The sequence below is a fragment of the Streptomyces sp. CA-278952 genome, assembly GCF_028747205.1.
Taxonomy (GTDB): Bacteria; Actinomycetota; Actinomycetes; order Streptomycetales; family Streptomycetaceae; genus Streptomyces.
Genome location: NZ_CP112880.1, coordinates 1,667,198 through 1,691,501, shown reverse-complemented (window position 1 = coordinate 1,691,501; position 24,304 = coordinate 1,667,198). Strand labels below are relative to the sequence as shown.

The window sequence follows — 24,304 nt, the reverse complement described above, 5'->3', positions numbered from 1 at the left end:
CCGTGACCGACCCCGCACTGTCCGAACTGCTCGACCTCGCCCTCGAGGCCGCCCGCCGCGCCGGAGCCCTGCTGCGCGACGGCCGCCCGGCCGACCTGGGGGTGGCCGCGACCAAGTCCAGCCCCATCGACGTGGTCACCGAGATGGACATCGCCGCCGAGAAGCTGATCACCGGTTACCTCTCCGACTTCCGCCCCGACGACGGCTTCCTCGGCGAGGAGGGGGCCAGCTCCCCGGGCAGCACCGGCATCCGCTGGGTCATCGACCCGCTCGACGGCACGGTGAACTACCTGTACGGCCTGCCCACCTGGGCGGTCTCCATCGCCGCCGAGCGCGACGGAGAGCGGGTCGTGGGCGTCGTCGAGGCCCCGATGCGCCGGGAGACCTACCGGGCGGTCCTCGGCGGCGGTGCGTTCGCGAACGGCGAGGCCCTGCGCTGCCGGCCCGCCCCGCCGCTGGACCAGGCGCTCGTCTCGACCGGTTTCAACTACGTCGGACACGTCCGCGCCCACCAGGCGGACATCGCCCGGCAGCTGATCCCCCGGCTCCGGGACATCCGGCGCAGCGGCTCGGCGGCCGTCGACCTCTGCGATGTGGCGGCGGGCCGGCTGGACGGCTACTACGAGCGCGGGCTGCACCCCTGGGACCTGGCGGCGGGCGACCTCATCGCCCGGGAGGCGGGGGCGCTGACCGGCGGTCGCCCTGGGCTGCCCGCCGACGGCGACCTGACGGTGGCCGCCACCCCGGGCGTCTTCGAGCCGCTGCAGGCCGCACTCGACGAGCTGGGCGCCTGGCACGACTGACGGGGTTCCGCCGGGGAAGGCCCTGACGAGGGGCGTGAGGCCGTCGCACACGCCAAGGGGCCCCGGACCACCATGACGGTGTCCGGGGCCCCGTGGCGTACGGCTCAGACGCTGGTGGCGCCGATCTCCACGCCGTGCTCGGCGGCGAGACGGCGCAGATCGTCCAGCTCGCCCTGCTCGACGTCCGCGAGGAAGTCGTCGCCGTCCTCGCGCGCCCGGGTGAGGACGGTCTCGGTCGTCTTGATGCGATGCAGCAGACCTGCGGTGAAAGCGTCCATGATGCGCCCCCTCATCGTGGGTCGGTGGCACGGGGGTGTGCCCGGGATCCCCCCGGCCCGAGGGGCCGGAGGAGCGGGTGATCGCGCCGCCGCTCCGGGGAAACGGAGCGAGCAGTGGCATGCCACGTGACAGGCGTGATCGCGGGTGTGAACCCCTCTTCCCCGCGCCATGGTTCGGAGAAACCTCAACTGGCCCGGAAATCCGCCCGTTTCCCGGCGGGCAGCCGCCGGGAGGGCTGGCCCACCGCCGCCTTACCGCCGGTTTATGCGTGTTGCGGGCAGGATGTAGGCGCACAGTCGGCCATTGCTGCCCGTGTCCGGGCGGGCCCCGCGTGGGCCGCCGGCTCTGTGAACCCATCGAAGGACCGAAGGAAGGACTGCGCCGTGCGCGTACTCGTCGTCGAGGACGAGCAGCTGCTCGCCGATGCGGTGGCCACCGGACTGCGCCGGGAGGCCATGGCCGTCGACGTCGTCTACGACGGTGCCGGGGCCCTGGAGCGCATCGGGGTCAACGACTACGACGTCGTCGTGCTGGACCGGGACCTCCCGGTCGTGCACGGGGACGACGTCTGCCGCAGGATCGTCGAGCTCGGCATGCCCACCCGGGTGCTCATGCTCACCGCGTCCGGCGACGTCAGCGACCGGGTCGAGGGCCTGGAGCTGGGCGCCGACGACTATCTGCCCAAGCCGTTCGCCTTCAGCGAGCTGACCGCCCGGGTGCGCGCGCTGGGCCGCCGTACGACGGTGGCGCTGCCGCCCGTCCTGGAGCGCGCCGGCATCAAGCTCGACCCGAACCGCCGCGAGGTCTTCCGTGACGAGGTGGAGATCCAGCTCGCCCCGAAGGAGTTCGCGGTGCTGGAGGTCCTCATGCGCAGCGAGGGCGCGGTCGTCTCGGCGGAACAGCTGCTGGAGAAGGCCTGGGACGAGAACACCGACCCCTTCACCAACGTGGTGCGGGTCACGGTCATGACGCTCCGCCGCAAGCTCGGCGAACCGCCCGTCATCGTCACCGTGCCGGGCTCCGGATACCGGATCTGAGGACCATGGCCCCCACCCCCGGGCTCCCCGCGGCGCCTCCGAAGCCCACCTGGGAGCCCAAGCAGCAGGAGCCCCCGTACCCCTGGCTGCGCCCGACCATCCGGATACGGCTCACGCTGCTGTACGGCGGGATGTTCCTGATCGCGGGCATCGTGCTGCTGTCGATCATCTACATGCTGGCCGCGCAGGCGCTGCACGTGGGCACGGATCTGCCGTTCAAGCTGCTGCCCGAAAGTAAGATCCAGCTCACCAACAACGCCTGCCCCGCCCTCACGCCGGGCCTCTCGGCGGACGAGGCGAACGCCGCGCTCAAGGCGTGCAACGAGTCCCAGCGCAAACACGCGCTGGACACCCTGCTCAACCGTTCGCTGCTCGCCCTGGTCGGCCTCAGCGTCATCGCCTTCGCCTTCGGCTACGCCATGGCCGGGCGCGTGCTGTCCCCGCTCGGCCGGATCACCCGGACCGCGCGCCGGGTGGCCGGGACCGACCTCACCCGTCGGATCGAGCTGGACGGTCCGGACGACGAGCTGAAGGAGCTGGCGGACACCTTCGACGACATGCTGGACCGGCTGGAGCGGGCCTTCACCGCGCAGCAGCGGTTCGTCGGCAACGCCTCGCACGAGCTGCGCACCCCGCTGGCGATCAACCGCACCCTGCTGGAGGTCCATCTCTCCGACCCCGAGGCTCCTCCGGAGCTCCAGCAGCTGGGCAAGACCCTCCTGGCCACCAACGAGCGCAGCGAGCAGCTGGTCGAGGGGCTGCTGCTGCTGGCCCGCAGCGACAACCAGATCATCGAGCGCAAGCCGGTCGACCTCGCGGAGGTCGCCGAGCGCGCCATCGACCAGGCCCGGTCGGAGGCGGTGACGAAGAAGGTCGTGATCCGCGGCGAGCGGGCCACGGCGGTCGTCCAGGGCAACGGCGTCCTGCTGGAGCGGATCGCGCTGAACCTCCTGCAGAACGCCGTGCGCTACAACGTGCCCGAGGACGGCTGGGTGGAGGTCACCACCGAAACCCGGGACGGGCAGGCCCTGCTCGTCGTCTCGAACACAGGACCGGTGGTCCCGGCCTACGAGATCGACAACCTCTTCGAGCCCTTCAGGCGGCTGCGTACGGAGCGCACGGGCAGCGACAAGGGGGTCGGACTCGGCCTGTCGATCGCCCGGTCCGTCGCGCGGGCCCACGGAGGCCGTATCATCGCGGAGCCCCGCGAGGGCGGTGGTCTCGTGATGCGCGTCACTCTGCCGGTCTGAGAGGCTGCACGATGGATGTGGCTCTGCACCGAATCCCCATGTTCGCTTTGGGCGGAATTTTCAGGACCCGTTCCCGGGCGGGTCGTGTGTGATCGATCACAGAGTCGATTTTCCGGTCATCTACTCTCCGTGATCGCGACTCCGTCGGAAAGCCGGTAATCGTCCGGGTTTTCGGGGATCGTTATCACGGGAAGTACACGGGGTGGCGCCCGTGAACCGCGCAGCCGGGACCGTGTACGGTCCCCATCGCCACCCAAGCCGAGCCTCGACGAGGCGCCCGGTTGGGTGTCGATTGAGTAACAGACCTTGATGTGAGGCAAAATCTCCGCCTCAGGTCGGGCACAAGTCCGGCCTCTCACGCGTTACGTGCGCTGAGACACCCGTAGACACCCAAGAGGGGGAGAGCGACATGGCAACGGATTACGACACCCCACGCAAGACCGACGACGACGTGGACCAGGACAGCCTCGAAGAGCTCAAGGCACGTCGGAGCGACAAGACGGCATCCGCCGTCGACGTCGACGAATTCGACGCGGCCGAGGGCCTCGAGCTGCCCGGCGCGGACCTCTCCAACGAAGAGCTGGCCGTCCGGGTGCTGCCCAAGCAGGCCGATGAGTTCACCTGCATGAGCTGCTTCCTGGTCCACCACCGCAGCCAGCTGGCCCGCGAGAAGAACGGTCAGCCCATCTGCCGCGACTGCGACTGAGGTCGGGTCGGCCGTGGCAGGCGAGACACCGTTCCGGAAGCGGCGCCCCTGGCGTCGGCACGGACCGGAGGCGAACCAGGACGGTACAGGCGGTACAGGCGGCACAGGCCCGGCAGAACGCGGTAGCGCGTCTGCCGAGCGGTCCGCCGCCCTGCCGGAGCACTCCGGCAGTTTCGACGACGAGCGAGGCCGTTCGGCCTCGCTCGAGGTGGCCGGGGCGGCAGCGTCGCCGGACCGGCCCGGAGAGCAGGGTCAGGCGGAGCCCACGACCGGGGGCCGCCTGCACGCGGTGAAACGGGGTGTGAGGAAGGGCCGGGACGGCGCGAAGGCACTGGCCGCACAGCTGGCCGACCGCATCATCGACACGGCCCCGCGCGTGCCGGTGCGCGACCTCGCGACCCTGCGGAAGCAGTTCCCCGGTCTGGGGCCCGAGGAGCTGGCCGACAAGCTGGTCACGGGAGCCTGCCGGGCCACCGCGACCGTCGGCGCCGGCATCGGGGCCGCCGCCATGATGCCCGTGCCGCCCGCCATGGTCGCCGAGCTGGCGGCGGAGGTGACCGGCGTCGCCGCGATCGAGATGAAGCTCGTCGCCGAGCTCCACGAGGTCTACGGCCGCCGACCCCCCGGCAATCTCGGCCAGCGCAGCACCGCGTACCTGACGTCGTGGACGGAGGAGCGCGGCATCGACGTCACCCGCCCCACCACGCTCAACGCCGCGCTAGGCGGTCAGATGAAGCGCGAGCTGCGCCAGCAGATCATGAAGCGTATGGCGCGCAACCTGCCCAACCTGATCCCGTTCATGATCGGCGCCGCCGTCGGCGCCACGATGAACCGCCGCGACACCCGCAAACTCGCCGACCGGGTCAGGAGCGACCTGCGCAAGGACCCGATCCCCTGGGACCGGCTGCCCGCGCTGCCTCCGCTGGAGCAGCCCCCGAACCCGGCCGAGCTGCCCAAGGAGATCGAGGGCCCCTGAGCCCCCGTCGGGACCCTCGCGGCACAGCCTCCGCGGCGCTCAGGCCCTCGGAACGGCGCTCAGACCGTCGGGACGGCGCTCAGCGCCGCCGCCAAGCCCTGCGGGTCCCGGGTCGAGAGGTAGACGTACGGAGTCGGGTCGTCCGGGTCCGTGACCTCCACCCGCACCGCCGTCTCCACATAGCCGCGCAGCAGCATGAACGCCCGGGCGTCGGCCTTGTGCGTGCGCCAGGCCCGCGCCTCATCGGCGTCCAGCACCTCGGGCTCGCCGAGCGCCGACAGCGGGATCCGGGCGTCGCCGGCGACGAGGGCCCCCGTCACCACCCGGATCCGGGCGGAGCCGTAGCCGCTCACCAGGAGCGCGGCGGCGACCGTGCCGCCGGCCAGACCGGCGAGCAGCGGCAGGGTGCCCAGCGGCAGAAGCATCAGAGCACAGGCGACACCGACCCCGAAGGCGATGAACCACCAGGAGCGGGGCGCGGTGAGACGTTCGTCGAAGGGCGGTGCGGAAGGCTGCATGGAACCAAGCTTGGCACGGCGCGACCGGCGGACTGCCGCGCGGGTAAGGTCTGCGCCTGTGAGTGGAACATCAGCAGCTCTGACACCCCCGGCAGACGCCGTCGCGCCCGTCCGGCACCCCGACGCGCCCGCCCCCGGCGAACTCCTCGGAGCGCACTACGAACACTGTTTCGGCTGCGGCGGGGGACAGCCGCACGGACTGCACCTGATGGCGCGGGCCGGTGAAGGCGCGAGCGTGACCGCCGAGTTCACCGTGCAGCCCGCCCACCAGGGCGCCCCCGGCCTCGCCCACGGCGGTGTGCTCGCCACGGCGCTGGACGAGACCCTCGGCTCGCTGAACTGGCTGCTGCGCACCGTCGCGGTGACCGGACGGCTGGAGACCGACTTCCTCCGCCCCGTCCCCGTGGACACCGTGCTGCACCTCGACGCCCGGATCACCGCCGTGCACGGCCGGAAGATCTACTCCACCGCCACCGGCCGGATCGGCGGCCCCGACGGGCCCGTCGCGGTCCGGGCCGACGCCCTCTTCATCGAGGTCAAGGTCGACCACTTCATCGACAACGGCAGGCCCGCCGAGATCCAGGCCGCCATGTCCGACCCCGACCAGGTCAGGCGCGCCCGCGCCTTCGAGGTGAACCCGTGACCCGCAACCCCGTCGACGTACTGATCCGCCTGCTCGACCCGGACGTGCCGATGCCGGCCTACGGACACCCGGGCGACGCCGGGGCCGACCTGGCGACCACCGAGGCCGCGGAACTCGCCCCCGGCGAGCGCGCGGTGCTCCCCACCGGGGTGTCGATCGCCCTGCCCGACGGGTACGCCGCCTTCGTTCACCCGCGCTCCGGCCTCGCGGCCCGCTGCGGAGTGGCCCTCGTGAATGCCCCAGGGACCGTGGATGCCGGGTACCGTGGGGAGATCAAGGTGATCGTGGTCAACCTCGATCCACGCGAGAGCGTGCGATTCGAACGGTTCGACCGGATTGCCCAATTGGTTGTCCAGCAGGTCGAGAAGGTGCGCTTCCACGAGGTGGCGGAACTTCCCGGCTCGGCGCGGGCCGAAGGGGGCTTCGGGTCCACCGGCGGCCACGCGTCGGTGGACGGCGCCGAGGGCGGGATCACCCACGGTGGGAACAGCTACGCTTCGGTCGTATCCGACCGGGAAGGACAGTGACGTGTTCGGACGTCGCAAGAAGAGTGGTTCCGCCGAGGACGCGGCGGACGAGGTGCGCGAGGCCGAGCAGGTCGCCGACGAGCCCGAGGGCAGTGACGGCGCCGCCAAGGGCGCCCGTCGGATGAACCTTCCGCCGGCCCCCAGGCCGGACGGACCCTGGGACAGCACCGAGGTCACCGAGCCCGGCGAGGGCCGGGTCGACCTGGGCGGCATTTTCGTCCCCGGGGTCGAGGGCATGGAGCTGCGCGTCGAGGTGGCCGGGGACGCGATCGTCGCCGCCACCGTGGTGCTGCGCGACAGCGCGGTCCAGCTGCAGGCCTTCGCCGCCCCCAAGAAAGAGGGCATCTGGGGCGAGGTCCGCGACGAGATCGCCTCGGGCATCACCCAGCAGGGCGGCATCATCGACGAGGTCGAGGGCCCGCTGGGCTGGGAGCTGCGCGCGCAGGTCCCCGTACAGCTTCCGGACGGCACGGGTGGTGTGCAGCTCGTGCGCTTCGTCGGCGTCGACGGGCCGCGCTGGTTCCTGCGCGGAGTGATCTCCGGCCAGGGCGCCGTCCAGCCGGAGGCCGCCGGGCTCCTGGAGACGATCTTCCGGGACACCGTGGTCGTCCGCGGCGACGGCCCGATGGCCCCCCGCGACCCGATCGTCCTCAAGCTCCCCAACGACGCCCAGATGGTGCCCGAGGGCGTGCAGCAGGATGAGCAGGAGGGCTCGAAGTTCTCCGGCGGCATGGGCCAGCTCCAGCGCGGACCCGAGATCACCGAGGTCCGCTAGCGGCACGCCGCGGCACCGGCGGCACTGAGCGGAACATGGCCGGTGGGCCGCACCCTTTCCCGGGTGCGGCCCACCGGCCATGTTCCCCGGGTGCGGCCCACCGGCCATTGCCCGGCCGTGCGCCGGACGCACATACTGGCGGGCGACGACGCAGACCACGTGAGCACGTGAGTACGGGGGAGCAGCATGACCGAGAGCACCAGCGGGCAGTCCGGCACGGCCCTGGCCGAGGACCCGGCCCGTACGGTCATGGTCACGGTCGAGGACCTGCACCGCTCGTACGGGAGCGGAGCGGCGGCCGTGCACGCCCTGCGCGGGGTCTCCTTCGAGATCCCCCGCGGCGAGCTGGTCGCGCTCAAGGGCCGCTCCGGCTCCGGCAAGACCACCCTGCTCAACCTGGTCGGCGGCCTGGACACCCCGGACGGCGGCCGGATCACCGTCGACGGCACCGAGCTGTCGGGGCTCGGCGAGAAGGGGCTCCTGGAGCTGCGCCGGGACCGGGTCGGCTTCATCTTCCAGTCCTTCGGCCTCATCCCGATCCTGACCGCCGCCGAGAACGTCGGCGTACCCCTGCGGCTGCGCAAGGCCGACCCGGCCGAGCGCGACGAGCGGGTCGCCCTGCTGCTCTCCCTCGTCGGCCTCGCCGACCACGCCGAGCAGCGTCCAGGCGAGCTCTCCGGCGGCCAGCAGCAGCGCGTCGCCATCGCCCGCGCCCTCGCCAACCGCCCCGCCCTCCTGATCGCCGACGAGCCCACCGGACAGCTCGACGCCGAGACCGGGCTAGCCGTGATGGAACTGCTCCGCGCGGTCGTACGCAGTGAGAACGTCACCGCACTCGTCGCCACCCACGATCCCCAGCTGCTCGGCCTCGCCGACCGGGTCCTGGAGCTGAGCGACGGCCACATCGTCGAACACGGCTGACGTTCCCCCAGCGCACCCGCCCCCGCCCCGACGCGCATCAGAGTTCCGTCAATACGCCCCCCACCTGCACTCCCGGGACCGAACCACGCCCCCCGGCGGAGTAGCGTCGAGGACGGCAGCCGCACCGGGCGCCACCGGCCCTCCCCACGACAGGGCCGGACGGAAGAAGACAATGGGGCCATGGGACGCGGCACACTCCGGATCTATCTCGGCGCGGCACCGGGCGTCGGCAAGACGTACGCGATGCTCTCCGAGGCGCATCGCAGGGTCGAGCGCGGGACCGACTGTGTGGTGGCGTTCGTGGAGCATCACGACCGGCCGCGGACCGAGGTCATGCTGCACGGGCTGGAGCTGCTGCCGCGCCAGGAGCTGGAGTACCGGGGCACCGTCTTCACCGAGATGAACGTGGACGCGGTCCTGGAGCGGGCCCCGGCGGTGGCGCTCGTGGACGAGCTGGCCCACACCAACGTCCCCGGCTCGCGCAACGCCAAGCGCTGGCAGGACGTCGAGGAGCTCCTTAAGGCCGGGATCGACGTCATATCCACGGTCAACATCCAGCACCTGGAGTCGCTGGGCGACGTCGTGGAGTCGATCACCGGGGTCCGGCAGCGGGAGACCGTCCCCGACGAGGTGGTGCGCCGGGCCGACCAGATCGAGCTGGTCGACATGTCGCCCCAGGCGCTGCGCCGCCGGATGGCGCACGGCAACATCTACCGGCCCGACAAGATGGACGCGGCCCTCTCGAACTACTTCCGCCCCGGCAACCTCACCGCCCTGCGCGAGCTGGCCCTGCTCTGGGTCGCCGACCGGGTCGACGAGTACCTCCAGCAGTACCGGGGCGAGCACAACATCCGCACCACCTGGCAGGCCCGCGAGCGCATCGTCGTCGGACTGACCGGCGGGCCCGAGGGCCGCACCCTCATCCGCCGCGCCTCCCGGATGGCGGCCAAGGGCTCCGGCAGCGAGATCCTCGCCGTCTACATCGCCCGTAGCGACGGCCTGACCTCCGCGTCCCCGAAGGAGCTGGCCGTCCAGCGCACCCTGGTCGAGGACCTCGGCGGCACCTTCCACCACGTCATCGGCGACGACATACCGGCCGCCCTGCTGGAGTTCGCCCGCGGCGTCAACTCCACCCAGATCGTGCTGGGCTCCAGCCGCCGCAAGACATGGCAGTACATCTACGGCCCCGGGGTCGGCGCGACCGTCGCCCGCGAGTCGGGACCCGACCTCGACGTCCACATCGTGACCCACGAGGAGGTCGCCAAGGGCCGCGGCCTGCCGATGGCCCGCGGCGCCCGGCTCGGCCGCGCCCGGATCATCTGGGGCTGGCTCGTCGGCGTCGTCGGCCCCGTCCTGCTCGCGGTGGTGCTGCGCTCCATGGAGGACGCCCCCGGCCTCGCCAACGACGTCCTGCTCTTCCTCTTCCTGACGGTGGCCGCCGCCCTGCTCGGCGGGCTGCGGCCCGCACTCGCCTCGGCGGCCGTCGGAAGCCTGCTGCTGAACTACTGGTTCACCCCGCCCACCCACACCCTGACCGTCCAGGACCCGGAGAACCTCGTCGCCATCGTGATCTTCTTCGCGGTGGCGGTGGCGGTCTCCTCCGTGGTCGACCTCGCGGCCCGGCGCACCCACCAGGCCGCCCGGCTGCGCGCCGAGTCGGAGATCCTCTCCTTCCTCGCGGGCAGCGTGCTGCGCGGCGAGACCGCTCTGGACGCCCTGCTGGAACGGGTCCGCGAGACCTTCGCCATGGAGTCCGTCGCCCTGCTGGAGCGCAGCAGCGACGTGGAGCCGTGGACCTGCGCCGGATCCGTCGGGCCGGCCCCGGTCACCCGCCCCGACGACGCCGATGTGGACATGCCGGTCGGCGACAACATGGCCCTCGCGCTGTCGGGCCGGGTACTGCCCGCCGAGGACCGCCGGGTGCTCGGCGCGTTCGCCGCCCAGGCCGCCGTCGTCCTGGACCGCCAGCGCCTGGTCGGCGAGGCCGAGCAGGCCCGCAGGCTCGCCGAGGGCAACCGGATCAGGACCGCCCTGCTCGCCGCCGTCAGCCACGACCTGCGCACCCCGCTGGCCTCCATCAAGGCCGCTGTCAGCTCGCTGCGCTCCGACGACGTGGCCTGGTCCGAGGCGGACGAGGCGGAACTCCTGGAAGGCATCGAGGACGGCGCCGACCGGCTGGACCATCTGGTCGGCAACCTGCTGGACATGTCCCGCCTCCAGACCGGCACCGTGACCCCGCTGATCCGCGAGATCGACCTCGACGAGGTGGTCCCCATGGCGCTCGGCGGCGTCCCGGAGGGCAGCGTCGACCTCGACATCCCCGAGACGCTGCCGATGGTCGCCGTCGACCCGGGGCTCCTGGAGCGGGTCGTCGCCAACATCGTGGAGAACGCCGTCAAGTACAACCCCGGCCAGGAGCCCGTCGCCGTGGCCGCCAGCGCCCTCGGCGGCCGGGTCGAGCTGCGGGTCGTGGACCGCGGCCGGGGCGTCCCCGACGAGGCCAAGGAACGGATCTTCGAGCCCTTCCAGCGGTACGGGGACGCCCCGCGCGGCGCCGGAGTGGGCCTCGGCCTCGCCGTCTCCCGCGGCTTCGCCGAGGCCATGGGCGGCACCCTCGACGCCGAGGACACCCCCGGCGGCGGGCTGACCATGGTCCTGACCCTCACCGCGGCGCCGGGCGGCGTCCGGACGGAGGCCGAGCTGCCGGCCCGGGCCACCTCATGACAGGTCCCCGAAGCCCGGGCCACCGCATGACTCGCTCTCGCGGCCCGGGACGCCCCGGGGCGTACGCCGCCCGTCCCCGGGCGCTTCCCGCCGCCTCCTCCTCCCCGTACAGCACAGCTCTCCCCTCCTCCCCGTGCAGCAGAAAGGCAGGTCCGCGATGACCAGGGTGCTTGTGGTCGACGACGAGCCGCAGATCGTCCGCGCCCTCGTGATCAACCTGAAGGCGCGCCAGTACGAGGTCGACGCCGCGCCCGACGGGGCGACCGCCCTCCAGCTCGCCGCCGCCCGCCACCCCGACGTCGTCCTCCTCGACCTCGGGCTGCCCGACATGGACGGGGTCGAGGTGATCAGGGGCCTGCGCGGCTGGACCCGGGTGCCCATCCTCGTACTCTCCGCGCGCCACACCTCCGACGAGAAGGTGGAGGCCCTGGACGCCGGTGCGGACGACTACGTCACCAAGCCGTTCGGCATGGACGAGCTGCTGGCCCGGCTGCGCGCCTCGGTACGCCGGGCGGAACCGGTCGGTCAGGAGGGCGGCGCCGAGGACATCGCGCTGGTCGAGACGGCGGGCTTCACCGTCGACCTGGCGGCGAAGAAGGTGCACCGGTCCGGGCGCGACGTACGCCTCACCCCCACCGAATGGCATCTGCTGGAGGTCCTCGTCCGCAACGGCGGCCGCCTGGTCAGCCAGAAGCAGCTCCTCCAGGAGGTCTGGGGCCCCTCCTACGGCACCGAGACCAACTATCTGCGGGTCTACATGGCCCAGCTGCGCCGCAAGCTGGAGGCGGACCCCTCGCACCCCCGGCACTTCGTCACCGAACCGGGCATGGGCTACCGCTTCGAGCGCGGCTGACGGGCGCCGGCTCACTCTTTCGAGTGGTCGCCCAGCGCCTCCGTGTACCGCTCGCAGGACCGGTACCCTTCGGGTATGAGTGCTGTTCCCCGATCCGAGAAAGCCGGGAAGGCCGGGAAGGCGGCGAGACCTTCCGGGCGCTTCCGCCGTATGCTCGACCGGCTCTCCAGCTCCCAGGAGGACCTGGAGTCCCAGGAGCTGCGGGAGGACGCGCAGGCCACCGGATGCACCCGGATCTCCGAGTGCTCCGATCGGCAGATCGTGAAGGTGGCTGGTACGTTGCGGACCGTCACCCTCCGTCCCCGGGCCGGAGTGCCCGCCCTGGAGGCGGAGCTCTTCGACGGCACCGAGCCGCTGGACGTGGTCTGGCTCGGCCGTCGTTCCATCGTCGGCATCGAGCCCGGCCGCAGGATCATCGCCTCGGGGCGGGTCGCCATGAGCCATGGCCGCCGGGTGCTGTTCAACCCCACATACGAACTCCGACCGCTCGGCAAGGAGTAGCCGGTGACGTCTCTCGACAAGCCGACGTCCGAAACGGACCAGCCCCACCGCACGGACCCGCAGCACGCCGGCGGGAGGCACGCCGCTCAGCAGGACGACGCGAAGGCCGTCACCGAGGCCGCCCTCTTCGAGGCCTTCGGCGGCGTGCGCGGCATGGTGGAGACAGTCCTCCCCGGGCTGCTTTTCGTCACGATCTTCACCATCAACAAGGACCTGAACGCCTCGGCCATCGCCGCCCTGGCGGTCTCCCTGGCCCTGGTCGCCGTCCGGCTGATCCGCCGGGACACCGTCAAGCACGCCTTCAGCGGCGTCTTCGGGGTGGCCTTCGGCGTCCTCTTCGCGAAAATGACGGGCGACGCCAAGGACTTCTACCTGCCGGGCATGCTCTACACCCTGGGCCTCGCGGTCGCCTACATCGGCACCGCGGTGGCCGGGGTGCCGTTGATCGGCCTGATCCTCGGCCCGGTCTTCAAGGAGAACCTCTCCTGGCGGACCCGTAACCCGGGCCGGAAGAAGGCGTACACCAAGGCCAGTTACGCCTGGGGCTTCATCCTGCTGGCCAAGTGCGCGATCCTCTTCCCGCTCTACTGGTGGGCCGACACCACCGAGTTCGGCTGGGTGCTCATCGCGCTGAAGATCCCGCCGTTCCTGCTCGCGGTCTATCTGACCTGGGTCTTCCTCGCGAAGGCGCCGGCGCCCATCGACGTCTTCGCCGAGATGGAGGCCGAGGAACAGGCCGAGAAGGAGCGCAAGGCGCGGGCCGCCGCACCGCTCCGCGACCCGGACGCCTGACCCGTATCCGTACACCTGGCATCCCAGAGGAAGGGGCCCGGAACCGCTCAGCGGTTCCGGGCCCCTTCCCCATCGCTCTGCCGGTCAGTCCTCCGAAGGATCGCGGCGGACCGACAACAGATCCTCCAGCTGCTCCTCGCGCGCCTGGGCGGCCACGAACAGCAGCTCGTCACCGGCCTCCAGGGACTCCTCGGGGCTCGGCGTCAGCACCCGCGTACCCCGGATGATCGTCACCAGCGAGGTGTCCTCGGGCCAGGCGACGTCCCCGACCCGGGTGCCGGCCAGCGCCGACTCCGGCGGCAGGGTCAGCTCCACCAGGTTGGCGTCGCCGTGGCTGAAGCGCAGCAGCCGGACCAGATCGCCGACGCTCACCGCCTCCTCGACCAGGGCCGACATCAGACGCGGCGTCGAGACCGCGACGTCCACGCCCCAGGACTCGTTGAACAGCCACTCGTTCTTCGGGTTGTTCACCCGGGCCACCACGCGCGGCACGCCGTACTCGGTCTTGGCGAGCAGCGAGACGACCAGATTGACCTTGTCGTCCCCGGTCGCGGCGATCACCACGTTGCACCGCTGCAGCGCCGCCTCGTCCAGCGACGTGATCTCACAGGCGTCCGCGAGCAGCCACTCGGCCATCGGGACCCGCTCCACCGAGATGGCGGTCGGCGCCTTGTCGATCAGCAGCACCTCGTGCCCGTTCTCCAGCAGCTCGGCGGCGATGGAACGGCCCACCGCGCCCGCCCCGGCAATCGACACACGCATCAGTGACCGTCCTCCTCGGGACCCTGGGCGAAGGCCTCTTCGACCTTGGCGATCTCGTCCGTGCGCATCATCACGTGGACCAGGTCGCCCTCCTGGAGGACGGTCTGCGAGCTCGGCAGTATGGCCTCGCCCAACCGGGTGAGGAAGGCGACGCGGACCCCCGTCTCCTCCTGGAGCGTGCTGATCTTGTGGCCGATCCAGGACGGCGTCGTGTGCACCTCGGCGAGCTGCACACCCCCGCTCGGATCGCGCCACAGGGGCTCGGCGCCCGAAGGCAGCAGCCGCCGCAGCATCTGGTCCGCCGTCCAGCGGACCGTCGCCACGGTGGGAATGCCGAGACGCTGGTAGACCTCGGCGCGGCGGGGGTCGTAGATCCGCGCCGCGACGTTCTCGATGGAGAACATCTCGCGGGCCACCCGGGCCGCGATGATGTTCGAGTTGTCGCCGCTGCTGACCGCGGCGAACGCGCCGGCGTCCTCGATCCCCGCCTCGCGGAGGGTGTCCTGGTCGAAGCCGACCCCGGTGACCCGGCGACCGCCGAATCCGGACCCGAGGCGACGGAACGCCGTGGGGTCCTGGTCGATCACCGCGACGGTGTGCCCCTGCTGTTCCAGGGTCTGTGCGAGAGCGGCTCCGACGCGCCCGCAGCCCATGATGACGATGTGCACTGTGCGCCTACCCCGCCGTCCTGGTCATCCGGCTGACCTGCGAAAACACGCTGCTCACACTTCTCTCTCAGCTTGCTGGGCAAACAACGGCGCCCGCACCCGCGGTGCGGCCCGGAGTCGAGCTTATGCGCCGGGGCAGTCAATCCCTCACCCGAGTGTCCGCATCCTCACGCACTCCGGCAAAGGGAGCGCAAAATAGGCCGAACGGGCGCAAGGATTGCGTTAAAGAATGACAGGGCGTTCTCCGCCGACCGCAGGAGATTGGGGAGCCACGTCGAAAGGGCGTGCGTTTTGGCCACGGGCTCCGCTTACGATCCTCAGCGTGTCCAAACTGACCGACCTGCCCAAACGGATCCTGATCGGCCGGGCGTTGCGCAGCGACAAGCTCGGGGAGACCCTCCTCCCCAAACGCATCGCGCTCCCCGTCTTCGCGTCCGACCCGTTGTCCTCGGTGGCGTACGCACCGGGAGAAGTCCTCCTCGTGCTGTCCATCGCGGGGGTGTCGGCGTACCACTTCAGCCCCTGGATCGCCGTCGCGGTCGTCGTCCTCATGTTCACGGTCGTCGCCTCCTACCGGCAGAACGTCCGCGCCTACCCGAGCGGCGGCGGCGACTACGAGGTCGCGACCACCAACCTCGGCCCCAAGTCCGGACTGACCGTCGCCAGCGCCCTGCTCGTCGACTACGTCCTCACCGTCGCCGTGTCGATCTCCTCCGGCGTCGAGAACCTCGGCTCCGCGATCCCGTTCGTCATCGAGCACAAGACGCTCTGCGCCATCGGCGCCATCGTCCTGCTCACCCTGATGAACCTGCGCGGCGTCAAGGAGTCCGGGAAGCTCTTCGCCATTCCCACCTACCTCTTCGTGGCCGGCGTCTTCCTCATGATCCTGTGGGGCGCGTTCCGGGGAGTGGTCCTCGGCGACACGATGCACGCCCCCACCGCCGATCTGGAGATCAAGCCCGAGCACGAGGGGCTGGCCGGCCTCGCGCTCGTCTTCCTCCTCCTGCGGGCCTTCTCCTCCGGCTGCGCCGCCCTCACCGGGGTCGAGGCCATCAGCAACGGCGTGCCCGCCTTCCGGAAGCCCAAGAGCAAGAACGCCGCGACCACGCTCGCCATGATGGGGCTGCTCGCCGTCACCATGTTCTGCGGCATCATCGGCCTGGCCCTGGCCACCGACGTCAAGATGGCCGAGAACCCGGCGGCCGACCTGATCCGCGACGGCGTCCCGGTCGGCGCGGACTTCACCCAGGACCCGGTCATCGCCCAGGTCGCCGAGGCGGTCTTCGGCCACGGCTCCCTCCTCTTCATGATCCTCGCGGCCGCCACCGCCCTGGTCCTCTTCCTCGCCGCCAACACCGCGTACAACGGCTTCCCGCTGCTCGGCTCGATCCTCGCCCAGGACCGCTACCTGCCGCGCCAACTGCACACCCGCGGCGACCGCCTCGCCTTCTCCAACGGCATCGTGCTGCTGGCCGGCGCGGCGATCCTGCTGGTCTGGGTCTACGGAGCCGACTCCACGAAGCTGATCCAGCTCTACATCGTCGGGGTGTTCGTCTCCTTCACCCTCAGCCAGACCGGCATGGTGCGGCACTGGAACCGCCTGCTGACCGACGAACGGGATCAGGCCAACCGCCGCCACATGATCCGCTCCCGCGCCATCAACGCCTTCGGCGCCTTCTTCTGCGGCGTGGTCCTGGTGATCGTCCTCGCCACCAAGTTCACCCACGGCGCCTGGGTGGCCCTGCTCGGCATGGTCATCTTCTACGGCACGATGACCGCGATCCGGAAGCACTACGACCGGGTCGCCGCCGAGATCGCCGCCGACGAGACGCCCGCGGACGAGAGCGTGCGCCCCTCCCGCGTCCACGCCATCGTCCTGGTGTCCAAGCTCCACCGCCCCACGCTGCGCGCTCTCGCCTACGCCAAACTGATCCGCGCCGACCGCCTGGAGGCGCTCTCCATCAGCGTCGACCCGGACGAGACGAAGGCGCTGCGCGAGGACTGGGAACGGCGCGCCATCAACGTCCCCCTCAAGATCCTCGACTCGCCCTACCGGGAGGTGACCCGCCCGGTCATCGAGTACGTGAAGGGCCTGCGCCGAGAGAGTCCACGCGACGTGGTCAGCGTCTACATCCCCGAGTACGTGGTCGGCCACTGGTACGAGCACCTGCTGCACAACCAGAGCGCCCTGCGCCTGAAGGGCCGACTGCTCTTCACCCCGGGCGTCATGGTCACCTCCGTCCCGTACCAGCTCCAGTCCTCCGAGGCGGCGAAGAAGCGGGCCCGCAAGCGCGCCGACTGGAGCGCCCCGGGCTCGGTCCGCCGGGGCCCGGTGGAGCGGAGGCACAAGGAGCCGAACCGCAAGAGGTGAGACCGCGAGGGGCGAGACCGGCCGGTGGCGTGCGGCTGTCACGCCCTCGTCCGGGGGGCGCGAGGCGGCGGGGCCGCGTGTGGTCAGCACCCTCACCGTGCCCGCGTAGACTGGTGGGCTGTCGTCCGGCCGCACGCCCGACCGTTTGCCCCCTTTCTCCCTGGAGCCTCCCCACATGCAGAACGAACCCACGTCGTCGCTGGTCGGGGAGGAGTACGAGGTCGAGGTCGGGCCCGTCGCACACGGCGGTCACTGCATCGCCCGCACCGCCGGGAACCAGGTGCTCTTCGTACGCCACACGCTCCCCGGCGAGAAGATCATCGCCAAGGTCACCGACGGCGACACGGACTCCCGCTTCCTGCGGGCCGACGCGGTACGGATCATCGAGCCGTCCAAGGACCGCGTCGAGGCACCCTGCCCGTACGCCGGCCCCGGCCTGTGCGGCGGCTGCGACTGGCAGCACGCCAAGCCGGGCGCGCAGCGCCGCCTCAAGGGCGAGGTCATCGCCGAGCAGCTCCTGCGGCTGGCGGGCCTGACCCCCGAGGAGGCCGGCTGGGACGGCACGGTCATGCCGGCCGAGGGCGACAAGCTCCCCGCGGGCGAGGTGCCGGCCTGGCGCACCCGTGTCCAGTACGCCGTCGACGCCGACGGCCGCGCGGGCCTGCGCAAGCACCGCTCGCACGACGTCCAGCCGATCGACCGCTGCCTGATCGCCGCGCCGGGCGTCTCGGAGCTCGGCGTCGAGAAGCGCGAATGGCCCCAGATCGCCGGGGTGGAGGCCATCACCGCCACCGGCTCCAACGACCGCCAGGTCATCCTCACCCCGAAGCCCGGCGGCAGGCTCCCCCTCGTCGAACTCGACAAGCCGGTCTCCGTGCTCCGCGTCGACGAGAACGACGGCGGCGTCCACCGCGTCCACGGCCGCGCCTTCGTCCGCGAGCGCGCCGACGACCGCACCTACCGCGTCGGCTCCGGCGGCTTCTGGCAGGTCCACCCGCAGGCGGCCAACACCCTGGTCCGCGCGGTCATGCAGGGCCTGCTGCCCCGCAAGAACGACACCGCCCTCGACCTCTACTGCGGCGTCGGCCTGTTCGCCGGCGCCATCGGCCAGCGCCTCGGCGAGAAGGGCGCGGTCCTCGGCATCGAGTCCGGCAAGCGCGCGGTCGAGGACGCCCGCCACAACCTGAAGGACCTGGACCGGGTCCGCATCGAACACGGCAAGGTCGACCAGGTCCTGCCCCGCACCGGCATCACGGAGTGCGACCTGATCGTCCTGGACCCGCCGCGCGCCGGCGCGGGCAAGCAGGTCGTCAAGCACCTGTCCGGGCTGGGCGCACGCAAGATCGCCTACGTGGCCTGCGACCCGGCGGCGCTGGCACGGGACCTGGCGTACTTCCGGGACGGGGAATACAAGGTGCGGACGCTGAGGGCGTTCGACCTGTTCCCGATGACGCACCATGTGGAGTGCGTGGCGATTCTGGAACCCATCGCAAAGGGTGCCTGACCTGCGAGTTTGAGTGGTGTGCGTTATGTGCGGTGTGGGCGTTAGGGCGATATCTTGACGCATGAGCGACGCACGGCTGGCGCACATTCTGATGGGGCGTCAGGAGGCTGATGCCTCTGATGGAACGCCAGGTTGGCCTTGAGCGAGAGGGCTCGACTCTTCGGAGTCGGGCCCTTGGTTTTTGCTGGGATCTTCGAGCTCACAGCCCACCTGCTGAGGGCTGGAGTCCAGGCGTCCATGGGATCGGCCGGGGACAGTTACGACAACGCCCTCGCGGAGAATCTGTGGATGCTGATCAAGACGGAGTGCATCCGCGGCCGGACCTTCGCCACCAGGGCCGAGGCCGACCTCGCACTCTTCGAGTACGTCGACGGCTTCTGTAACTCCCGGTGCACCCAGAAACGGCTTGGCTACCTCAGCCCGATCGAGTTCGAGGAGGGGCACTCCGCCGACCAGGCAACGGCCAAACGAACGAACCCGAGCCCCGTCACTCCCTCCTGACCACCTGAAGTCGGACGGGGGACGCCGACCGGCAGTCGTCGACATCTTTCCCGAGAAATCAAAGGGCAGCATTTCGAAGTTCGCGAATTGCTGGGTTATTCCCCATTTCCGGATAGCGATCGACAACCATTTGGGCGCCGGAACGAATGAAACGAGACGCCGCCCGAGCGTATTCTTCTACGCCGCAGGATGCGTTTACAGGCTCAGCCCAGGTGGGGGAAAAAACAAGGCGGTCACTCTTCAGGGAAATGTGAATCTCCGATGAATCCTCAGTAAAGCTTATCCCGCCCTTGCCTGTTTCGCGAAGTTCCTCGACCGAATATGCGAGACAAAACATGAAATCAATGAGAGGGAGGCGATTCTGCGTGATAATTTCCGTATCGTCGACCGTGAGCGTAACAGGATAGATGAAGTAGGTGTAGCGAAGGAGCAACGTGGAGAGTTCGGCCCAGTTAATTTCGCCCCGCAGCGCAGCGCTCTCAAGTTCGGGGGGTGTATCCCTGCCTAGTTCAGGGGTGAACTCGATGCTCAGCACGTAGTAACCTTGTTGTAAGGAGACGTTTGTCGAATGGAAGGGAGGTGCCGCCCGGAGGTGGGATCTCCTCCGGGCGGCACCCTATGGATCGACAGTACTGTACCGGATGCGCAGTAACGACGGCCCCGTCATTGGCGTCGAGTACTACCCTGATCGTCGTTGATATATGGCCACCCCTGTTCGGGGCGACCTTGCCTGTGGGATGCGACGGACCGAAATTGCGTTCGTATACAATTCCAGTGCGCCCCTGCGTATTGGCGGAGACGTTACCCTGCCCTACCGCTTCTTGGATTCTTTTCTTGAGGCGCTCGCCTCTGACGAATTTACCTTCGAGTACTCCCTTGCCGCTCGGGTCCTCAAGCCACTCTTTTCCGCCGGTTCGGTGGGCACTCTGCACGTGGCCCCAGCCGTCGCTACCGTCAGCGCGCGTCCATTTGAGGATCGGACGGTATGCCCTGGATCCAGTGATTGCACCCTTGACCGTGATGGCTCCCTTGGGCAAGCCTTTAATCTTGCCGAAGGGTGTGAAGGCTGCGAGTGCCCAAGCGGAATCTGCATTGACGCCGACGTCGTTCCAGTAGTTCTTGAGGTCGGCCACTCCGGAGATCTCAGCAAGGAACTCCATTGCGGCACGATCGCTCTGCTGCATTTGGTAAGCAGCCAGATAGCCTTCGGCGGGGTCCCCGAAGATGGTGCAGATCCGAGTGCCGAGAGGGTCGGGCGTACCCGGAAGCCTAGGGCTGCCTGGACTGATGGCGTCGGCGTAGGCGAGACACCGACGCACCGCTTTCCGGACCGTTCGACCCGGCCCGGCTGCTCGAGGGGGTCGCCGCCCTTCGCGCGGCCGACGCGCCGTCCTTCGACGCCCGGCCCTACACCATCGCCTTCCTGAGCCCTGCGGGGCAGCACGCCCCGGCCCTTCGCGCCAGCCTCGAAGGTGAACTGCCCGCCACCGCGGACCGTTGGCTGTGGCAGTTGGCGTCACGCTCCACTCCGGAGGACTTCCCCCTGCCGCCCGAGACCGCTGGTGAGCAGCTCAAGGGGACACCGTCAGGATCTCGGCGGACTGGAGCGCCTTGGTTCTGCGTCAGGGGACCGCTTTCCTCGGCCACCGGACAGACACGGGGGAGGGTGACTTCTTCACCTACGGTGCGCTGCACTCCCGTACCGTCTATCTCGACGCTCTGCTCCTAGGGGCTTTGCAACGCGATCACATCGACGAGCTCACCGACGAGCTCTCCGAGGTATTCGTCTCGCCCCGGCCGGCACGTCGCCTCTCGGCATAGGAGAGGAACATCGCGGCCTTCCGCAGCACCTACTGGGGGCAGCACCTCACTGCCCACGGCACGGCGAACGATCTGCTGCTCGCCTTCCAGAACCAGCACCGGCTGCCCGTGAGATGCAACGAGATCCTCGCCGAAGCAACCGACTACAGCAGGCTCGTGCAGACGCAGGAGAGCCAGCAGATCAGCGGAGCGCTGGGCGTCCTGACCATTCTCGGCCTGCCTCTCGGTACGGCGCTCGGCATCCTGCAGGTCCTCGATGACCATTCCGTGGCACACCGGTACATCGCGCTCGCCCTCTCGATCGCCGTCACAGCGGCAGTACTCACCACCCGGTACGGGTGTCTGGTCCTGTCGTCCCTACGTGGCGGGGAAGGCAAACCAAGGCCGTAAGGGATCCCGTTGCATACGGTCGCCGGGCCTTCCGTGCGGGAGAGAAGTCGACGTGCGGGCGGGGTCTCGGAGGCGGGGCCAGGGGCCGTGGATCATGGCTGGATCATGGACGCCAAGGTGGGGCGGCTGTCGTCAGAGCAGTGACCGTTCGGTCCGGATGATCTTGCAGTCGGAGGTGTAGCGGGTCCCCAGCGTGCGGTGAGCTGGGCGACGACGAGAACTACGTCGTCGCTCGGGCGGGTGGGCAGCAGGGCGTCGAGGATCGCCTCGCAGGTGTCCTCCACGGCCCGGCCGACGCAGGCCAGGACGGTACGGAGCTGGTCCGGGCCGGTGTCCAGGACGGTACGGAGCTGGTCCGGGCCGGTGTCGATGTCCCAGTGCCGGTCCTCGACGAGGCCGTCGGTGTAGAGGACCAGCTGGCTGCCCTCGGCCAGTTCCAGCTCGACCGTCTCGAAGGGCGTGCCGCCGAGGCCGGGCGGCGATCCCGAGGGCAGGTCGACGAAGTCCACGTCACCGTCGGGCCGACGATCGCGGGCATGGGGTGCCCGGCACGGGTGAGGGTGCAGTGCCGGGACGCCGGGTCGTAGACGGCGTACAGGCAGGTCGCCACCGATGATGCTGGAGAGTCCTGGTGGGTGTTTTCCACCGCCCAGCCCTCGCCCCGGTCGAGACGTGCGACCAGGTCGCCCGGGGGCAGGTCCAAGGAGCAGAAGTTGTCGACGGCAGTGCACAGCCGGCCCATGGTCGCGGCGGCGTGCAGACCGTGGCCGACGACGTCCCCGACGACCAGTGCGACGCGGGCGCCGGAGAGCGGGATCACGTCGAATCAGTCGCCGCCTACCCCCGCCTGCGCGGACAGGTAGCGGTACGCGACCTCGACCGCGCTCTGGTCGGCGCGGCCTCGGGGCAGCAGGCTGCGCTGCAGGGCGAGGGCGGTGTCGTGTTCGCGGGTGTAGCGGCGGGCGTTGTCGATGCAGATCGTCGCGCGGCCGACCAGTTCCTGAGCCAAGGACAGGCCGTCGTCGTCCTCGAACGGGGCGGGCTGCTCCGAGCGGTAGAAGCTGACGACCCCGAGGGTCACTTCGCGTGCTCGCAGGGGCACCGTGATCAGGGAGTGGACGCCCGCCACCAGGGCCCGTTCGAGCCGTGCGAGGTCCTGGGCGAGCCAGCCGCCTGCCTCGGCGAGGACGGGTTCGAGCACTGACCGCCCGGTCTCCTAGCTGCGCGCCTGGGGTGCGGAGGCGACCTACTGGACCGGGCCGCTGTACTTCGGGGTGGTCGATCGGCACCTTCAACGACAGTTCCACGTTGGCGTTCGGTACGCGTCCAGTGGCTTTGCCGGTCAGGTTGGCGGAGCTGACCAGACAGCGCATGTCCTTCTGCTCACTCTACGGTCATGCCGTGCGTATGAGTACGCGAGTGAAGTCCGGCTGTGACTCAACGGTTCGCGAGGACGAGGGGGCGGGTGGTGGCGGGCGTGTCTGTCTTGCATACGGTGCCGTCAGTGGGGTGGGTGCCACGGACGAGGGCGGCGTCGACTGCTCTATTGACACAAGAGTTGGTGCCGTAGGAGCCGTGTCCGACTCCTTCACGCGTGAGCAGAGCCGCAGAGTCCAGGGTTCGGGTCATGTTCTCGGCCCAGTGGTGGGGGGTGACGGGGTCCAGTCGGCCTGCGACCACCAGTGCCGGGGGCGTACCTGCGCCGGTGAGCGGCCTGGTGACACGGTCCTTGTCCGGCGCGGGCCACCGAGCGCAGTTCAGGGCGGAGTAGGCGGCCCGGGTCCCGATCCGCTTGGCTTCGGCAACGGCCTTGGTGGCGGCGGCCTTGTGCGCGGCGATGCCGGACGGGGTGTGCCAGTCGGCGCAGCGTACCGCGGTGTGGGCTTCGAACATCGCGGTAGGGACAGGGAAGGGGGATACCGTGACGCTGCTCCACAGGGTGTACAGGGGCGCGCCGTTGCCGTCTTGTGCGGCCAGCAGCGCCGAGGTCAGCAACGGCCAGGTGTTCTGGTCGCCGGCCAGAGCTCGGGTGGCCTCGAGGGCCATGGCGCCGTCGAGTTCACCGCCCGGGGTGGCGCCATTGGCGGCTGCGATCTTCAGCGGCTTCGCTTCCAGCGTGTCGATCAGCGCGTCGAACGCCGCCTGTGGGTCTCCCGCACCGAACGGGCACTCTGCGGTCCCTTCGGTGCGGCAGCTCTCGAACCAGGCGTTGAGCGTCCGTTCGCTTGCCACGGCGACGTCGTTGAGGAAGGTGAGGGAGTCGCCGAACCACAGGTTGGTGTCGACGGGCGCGTCGAGCACCATCTGGCGGACGCGGTGAGGGAACAGGGTGGCGTACATCGGGCCGACCACGGTGCCGTAGGACAAGCCGTAATAGGTGATTCTGTCCTCGCCGAGCGCGGAGCGAACCTGGTCGATGTCGCGGGCCACGTTGTCGGTGGACAGGCTGGCCAGGAACGCTTTGCTCTGGTGTCTGACGCAGCCGTCGGTGAACGCGGCGGCTTCGGCCAGCAGCCGCGGCAGGGGTTTGCCTCCAAGGATCTCGGGGTCGAAGGCGGTGCTTGAGGCGTCGGCTCGCTGCTTGTCGGTCAGGCAGCGAACGGCCCGCGATCCGCCGACGCCGCGCGGGTCCATTGCGATGATGTCGAACCTGGCGAGCACCGCGGGCGAGAAGGCGCCAGGAGTGCCAGCTGTTCTGGGCAGATTACGCAGTGTCTCGGTGGCGGGAACCCCGGGCCCGCCCGGGTTGAAGATCAGGCTGCCGATGCGGTGGTCGGGATCAGTGGCCCGGTGCCGCATGACCGCGAGCGGGATCCGCGCGCCATCGGGCTCGGTGTATTCCTGCGGCACCTTCACCGTGGCGCATTCAAGGTTCTTCCCGCACGAGCTCCAGGTGAGCGGGCCAGGGGACGGGACGGAGGTCGACGTGCCCGCTGCGGACGTGCTGCGCGGGCCCGAGGCACCTGACGAACACCCGGTCAG

24 protein-coding genes and 1 pseudogene are annotated in these 24,304 nt (G+C 70.2%); 16 read left to right on the top strand and 9 right to left on the bottom strand.

Annotated elements, in window-relative coordinates:
* Positions 1-2 precede the first annotated feature (2 nt).
* The gene (locus N7925_RS07325; protein WP_265598894.1) at positions 3-803 is read left to right on the top strand and encodes an inositol monophosphatase family protein; all 801 of its coding nucleotides are present in this window, start codon (positions 3-5) and stop codon (positions 801-803) included.
* 104 nt (positions 804-907) lie between these two features.
* Here N7925_RS07325 and N7925_RS07320 read toward each other — a convergent pair whose 3' ends face one another.
* The gene (locus N7925_RS07320; protein ID WP_265598893.1) at positions 908-1,081 is read right to left on the bottom strand and encodes a hypothetical protein; all 174 of its coding nucleotides are present in this window, start codon (positions 1,079-1,081) and stop codon (positions 908-910) included.
* A 384-nt stretch (positions 1,082-1,465) separates the two neighbouring features.
* Here N7925_RS07320 and N7925_RS07315 point away from each other — a divergent pair, with 384 nt between their 5' ends.
* The 4 genes from N7925_RS07315 to N7925_RS07300 all read left to right on the top strand — a co-directional run bounded on the left by N7925_RS07315 (position 1,466) and on the right by N7925_RS07300 (position 5,051).
* A complete protein-coding gene (locus N7925_RS07315; RefSeq protein ID WP_265598892.1) occupies positions 1,466-2,119 on the top strand; it encodes a response regulator transcription factor in 654 nt (217 codons plus the stop codon).
* A 5-nt stretch (positions 2,120-2,124) separates the two neighbouring features.
* On the top strand, positions 2,125-3,369 hold the full coding sequence (locus tag N7925_RS07310) for a sensor histidine kinase (protein ID WP_265598891.1): 1,245 nt from the start codon (positions 2,125-2,127) through the stop codon (positions 3,367-3,369).
* Positions 3,370-3,778: 409 nt separating this feature from the next.
* Positions 3,779-4,075 carry a DUF4193 domain-containing protein gene (locus N7925_RS07305; protein WP_003965732.1) on the top strand — a complete coding sequence of 99 codons (297 nt, stop codon included), beginning with the start codon at positions 3,779-3,781 and terminating at the stop codon, positions 4,073-4,075.
* Positions 4,076-4,088: 13 nt separating this feature from the next.
* Positions 4,089-5,051 carry a hypothetical protein gene (locus N7925_RS07300; protein ID WP_274343405.1) on the top strand — a complete coding sequence of 321 codons (963 nt, stop codon included), beginning with the start codon at positions 4,089-4,091 and terminating at the stop codon, positions 5,049-5,051.
* A gap of 59 nt (positions 5,052-5,110) precedes the next feature.
* On the opposite strand, the gene N7925_RS07295 is transcribed toward N7925_RS07300, so the two are convergent.
* The gene (locus tag N7925_RS07295; protein ID WP_274343404.1) at positions 5,111-5,569 is read right to left on the bottom strand and encodes a DUF3093 domain-containing protein; all 459 of its coding nucleotides are present in this window, start codon (positions 5,567-5,569) and stop codon (positions 5,111-5,113) included.
* A 58-nt stretch (positions 5,570-5,627) separates the two neighbouring features.
* Here N7925_RS07295 and N7925_RS07290 point away from each other — a divergent pair, with 58 nt between their 5' ends.
* From N7925_RS07290 to N7925_RS07255, 8 genes are all read left to right on the top strand, one after another.
* Positions 5,628-6,212 (top strand): PaaI family thioesterase, encoded by a 585-nt coding sequence (locus N7925_RS07290; RefSeq protein ID WP_265598888.1) that lies wholly within the window; start codon positions 5,628-5,630, stop codon positions 6,210-6,212.
* Positions 6,209-6,739 (top strand): dUTP diphosphatase, encoded by a 531-nt coding sequence (gene dut, locus N7925_RS07285; RefSeq protein WP_274343403.1) that lies wholly within the window; start codon positions 6,209-6,211, stop codon positions 6,737-6,739. Before N7925_RS07290 ends, dut begins: the two co-directional genes overlap by 4 nt.
* Position 6,740: 1 nt before the next feature.
* Positions 6,741-7,514: a DUF3710 domain-containing protein gene (locus N7925_RS07280; protein ID WP_265598886.1), complete on the top strand. Its 774-nt coding sequence runs from the start codon at positions 6,741-6,743 to the stop codon at positions 7,512-7,514.
* 186 nt (positions 7,515-7,700) lie between these two features.
* Positions 7,701-8,435, top strand: a complete 735-nt coding sequence (locus tag N7925_RS07275; RefSeq protein WP_003965725.1) for an ABC transporter ATP-binding protein — start codon at positions 7,701-7,703, stop codon at positions 8,433-8,435.
* 180 nt (positions 8,436-8,615) lie between these two features.
* Positions 8,616-11,159, top strand: coding sequence for a sensor histidine kinase (locus N7925_RS07270; RefSeq protein WP_265598885.1), 2,544 nt, complete (start codon positions 8,616-8,618; stop codon positions 11,157-11,159).
* A 157-nt stretch (positions 11,160-11,316) separates the two neighbouring features.
* A complete protein-coding gene (locus N7925_RS07265; RefSeq protein ID WP_265598884.1) occupies positions 11,317-12,012 on the top strand; it encodes a response regulator in 696 nt (231 codons plus the stop codon).
* Positions 12,013-12,087: 75 nt separating this feature from the next.
* The gene (locus tag N7925_RS07260) at positions 12,088-12,513 is read left to right on the top strand and encodes an OB-fold nucleic acid binding domain-containing protein (RefSeq protein ID WP_170994444.1); all 426 of its coding nucleotides are present in this window, start codon (positions 12,088-12,090) and stop codon (positions 12,511-12,513) included.
* A gap of 3 nt (positions 12,514-12,516) precedes the next feature.
* Complete coding sequence (locus N7925_RS07255) at positions 12,517-13,305, top strand: DUF3159 domain-containing protein (RefSeq protein WP_274343402.1); 789 nt, start codon at positions 12,517-12,519, stop codon at positions 13,303-13,305.
* 84 nt (positions 13,306-13,389) lie between these two features.
* Here N7925_RS07255 and N7925_RS07250 read toward each other — a convergent pair whose 3' ends face one another.
* The gene (locus N7925_RS07250; RefSeq protein ID WP_032793112.1) at positions 13,390-14,067 is read right to left on the bottom strand and encodes a potassium channel family protein; all 678 of its coding nucleotides are present in this window, start codon (positions 14,065-14,067) and stop codon (positions 13,390-13,392) included.
* Complete coding sequence (locus N7925_RS07245) at positions 14,067-14,735, bottom strand: potassium channel family protein (protein WP_007454533.1); 669 nt, start codon at positions 14,733-14,735, stop codon at positions 14,067-14,069. The genes N7925_RS07250 and N7925_RS07245 overlap by 1 nt, the downstream gene beginning before the upstream one ends.
* 322 nt (positions 14,736-15,057) lie before the next feature.
* Between N7925_RS07245 and N7925_RS07240 the strand changes: the two genes are divergently transcribed.
* The 3 genes from N7925_RS07240 (at position 15,058) to N7925_RS07230 (ending at position 19,111) form a co-directional block, all read left to right on the top strand.
* Entirely contained in the window at positions 15,058-17,106 is a 2,049-nt protein-coding gene (locus N7925_RS07240) for an APC family permease (RefSeq protein WP_274343401.1), read from the top strand.
* 175 nt (positions 17,107-17,281) lie between these two features.
* Positions 17,282-18,610: a class I SAM-dependent RNA methyltransferase gene (locus tag N7925_RS07235; protein ID WP_274343400.1), complete on the top strand. Its 1,329-nt coding sequence runs from the start codon at positions 17,282-17,284 to the stop codon at positions 18,608-18,610.
* Between the two features lie 237 nt (positions 18,611-18,847).
* Positions 18,848-19,111: an IS3 family transposase gene (locus N7925_RS07230; RefSeq protein WP_443032124.1), complete on the top strand. Its 264-nt coding sequence runs from the start codon at positions 18,848-18,850 to the stop codon at positions 19,109-19,111.
* 58 nt (positions 19,112-19,169) lie between these two features.
* Here N7925_RS07230 and N7925_RS07225 read toward each other — a convergent pair whose 3' ends face one another.
* The 5 genes and pseudogenes from N7925_RS07225 to N7925_RS07205 form a co-directional block, all read right to left on the bottom strand.
* The gene (locus tag N7925_RS07225; RefSeq protein ID WP_274343399.1) at positions 19,170-19,646 is read right to left on the bottom strand and encodes a hypothetical protein; all 477 of its coding nucleotides are present in this window, start codon (positions 19,644-19,646) and stop codon (positions 19,170-19,172) included.
* Positions 19,621-20,271 carry a hypothetical protein gene (locus tag N7925_RS07220; RefSeq protein WP_274343398.1) on the bottom strand — a complete coding sequence of 217 codons (651 nt, stop codon included), beginning with the start codon at positions 20,269-20,271 and terminating at the stop codon, positions 19,621-19,623. Before N7925_RS07220 ends, N7925_RS07225 begins: the two co-directional genes overlap by 26 nt.
* Positions 20,272-20,836: 565 nt before the next feature.
* Positions 20,837-21,196 (bottom strand): hypothetical protein, encoded by a 360-nt coding sequence (locus N7925_RS07215; RefSeq protein ID WP_274343397.1) that lies wholly within the window; start codon positions 21,194-21,196, stop codon positions 20,837-20,839.
* Positions 21,197-21,516: 320 nt separating this feature from the next.
* Positions 21,517-22,568 (bottom strand): annotated as a pseudogene (locus N7925_RS07210) (PP2C family protein-serine/threonine phosphatase); the annotation flags it as partial.
* Between the two features lie 191 nt (positions 22,569-22,759).
* The gene (locus N7925_RS07205) at positions 22,760-24,178 is read right to left on the bottom strand and encodes an alpha/beta hydrolase (RefSeq protein WP_274343396.1); all 1,419 of its coding nucleotides are present in this window, start codon (positions 24,176-24,178) and stop codon (positions 22,760-22,762) included.
* Between the last annotated feature and the right edge of the window lie 126 nt (positions 24,179-24,304).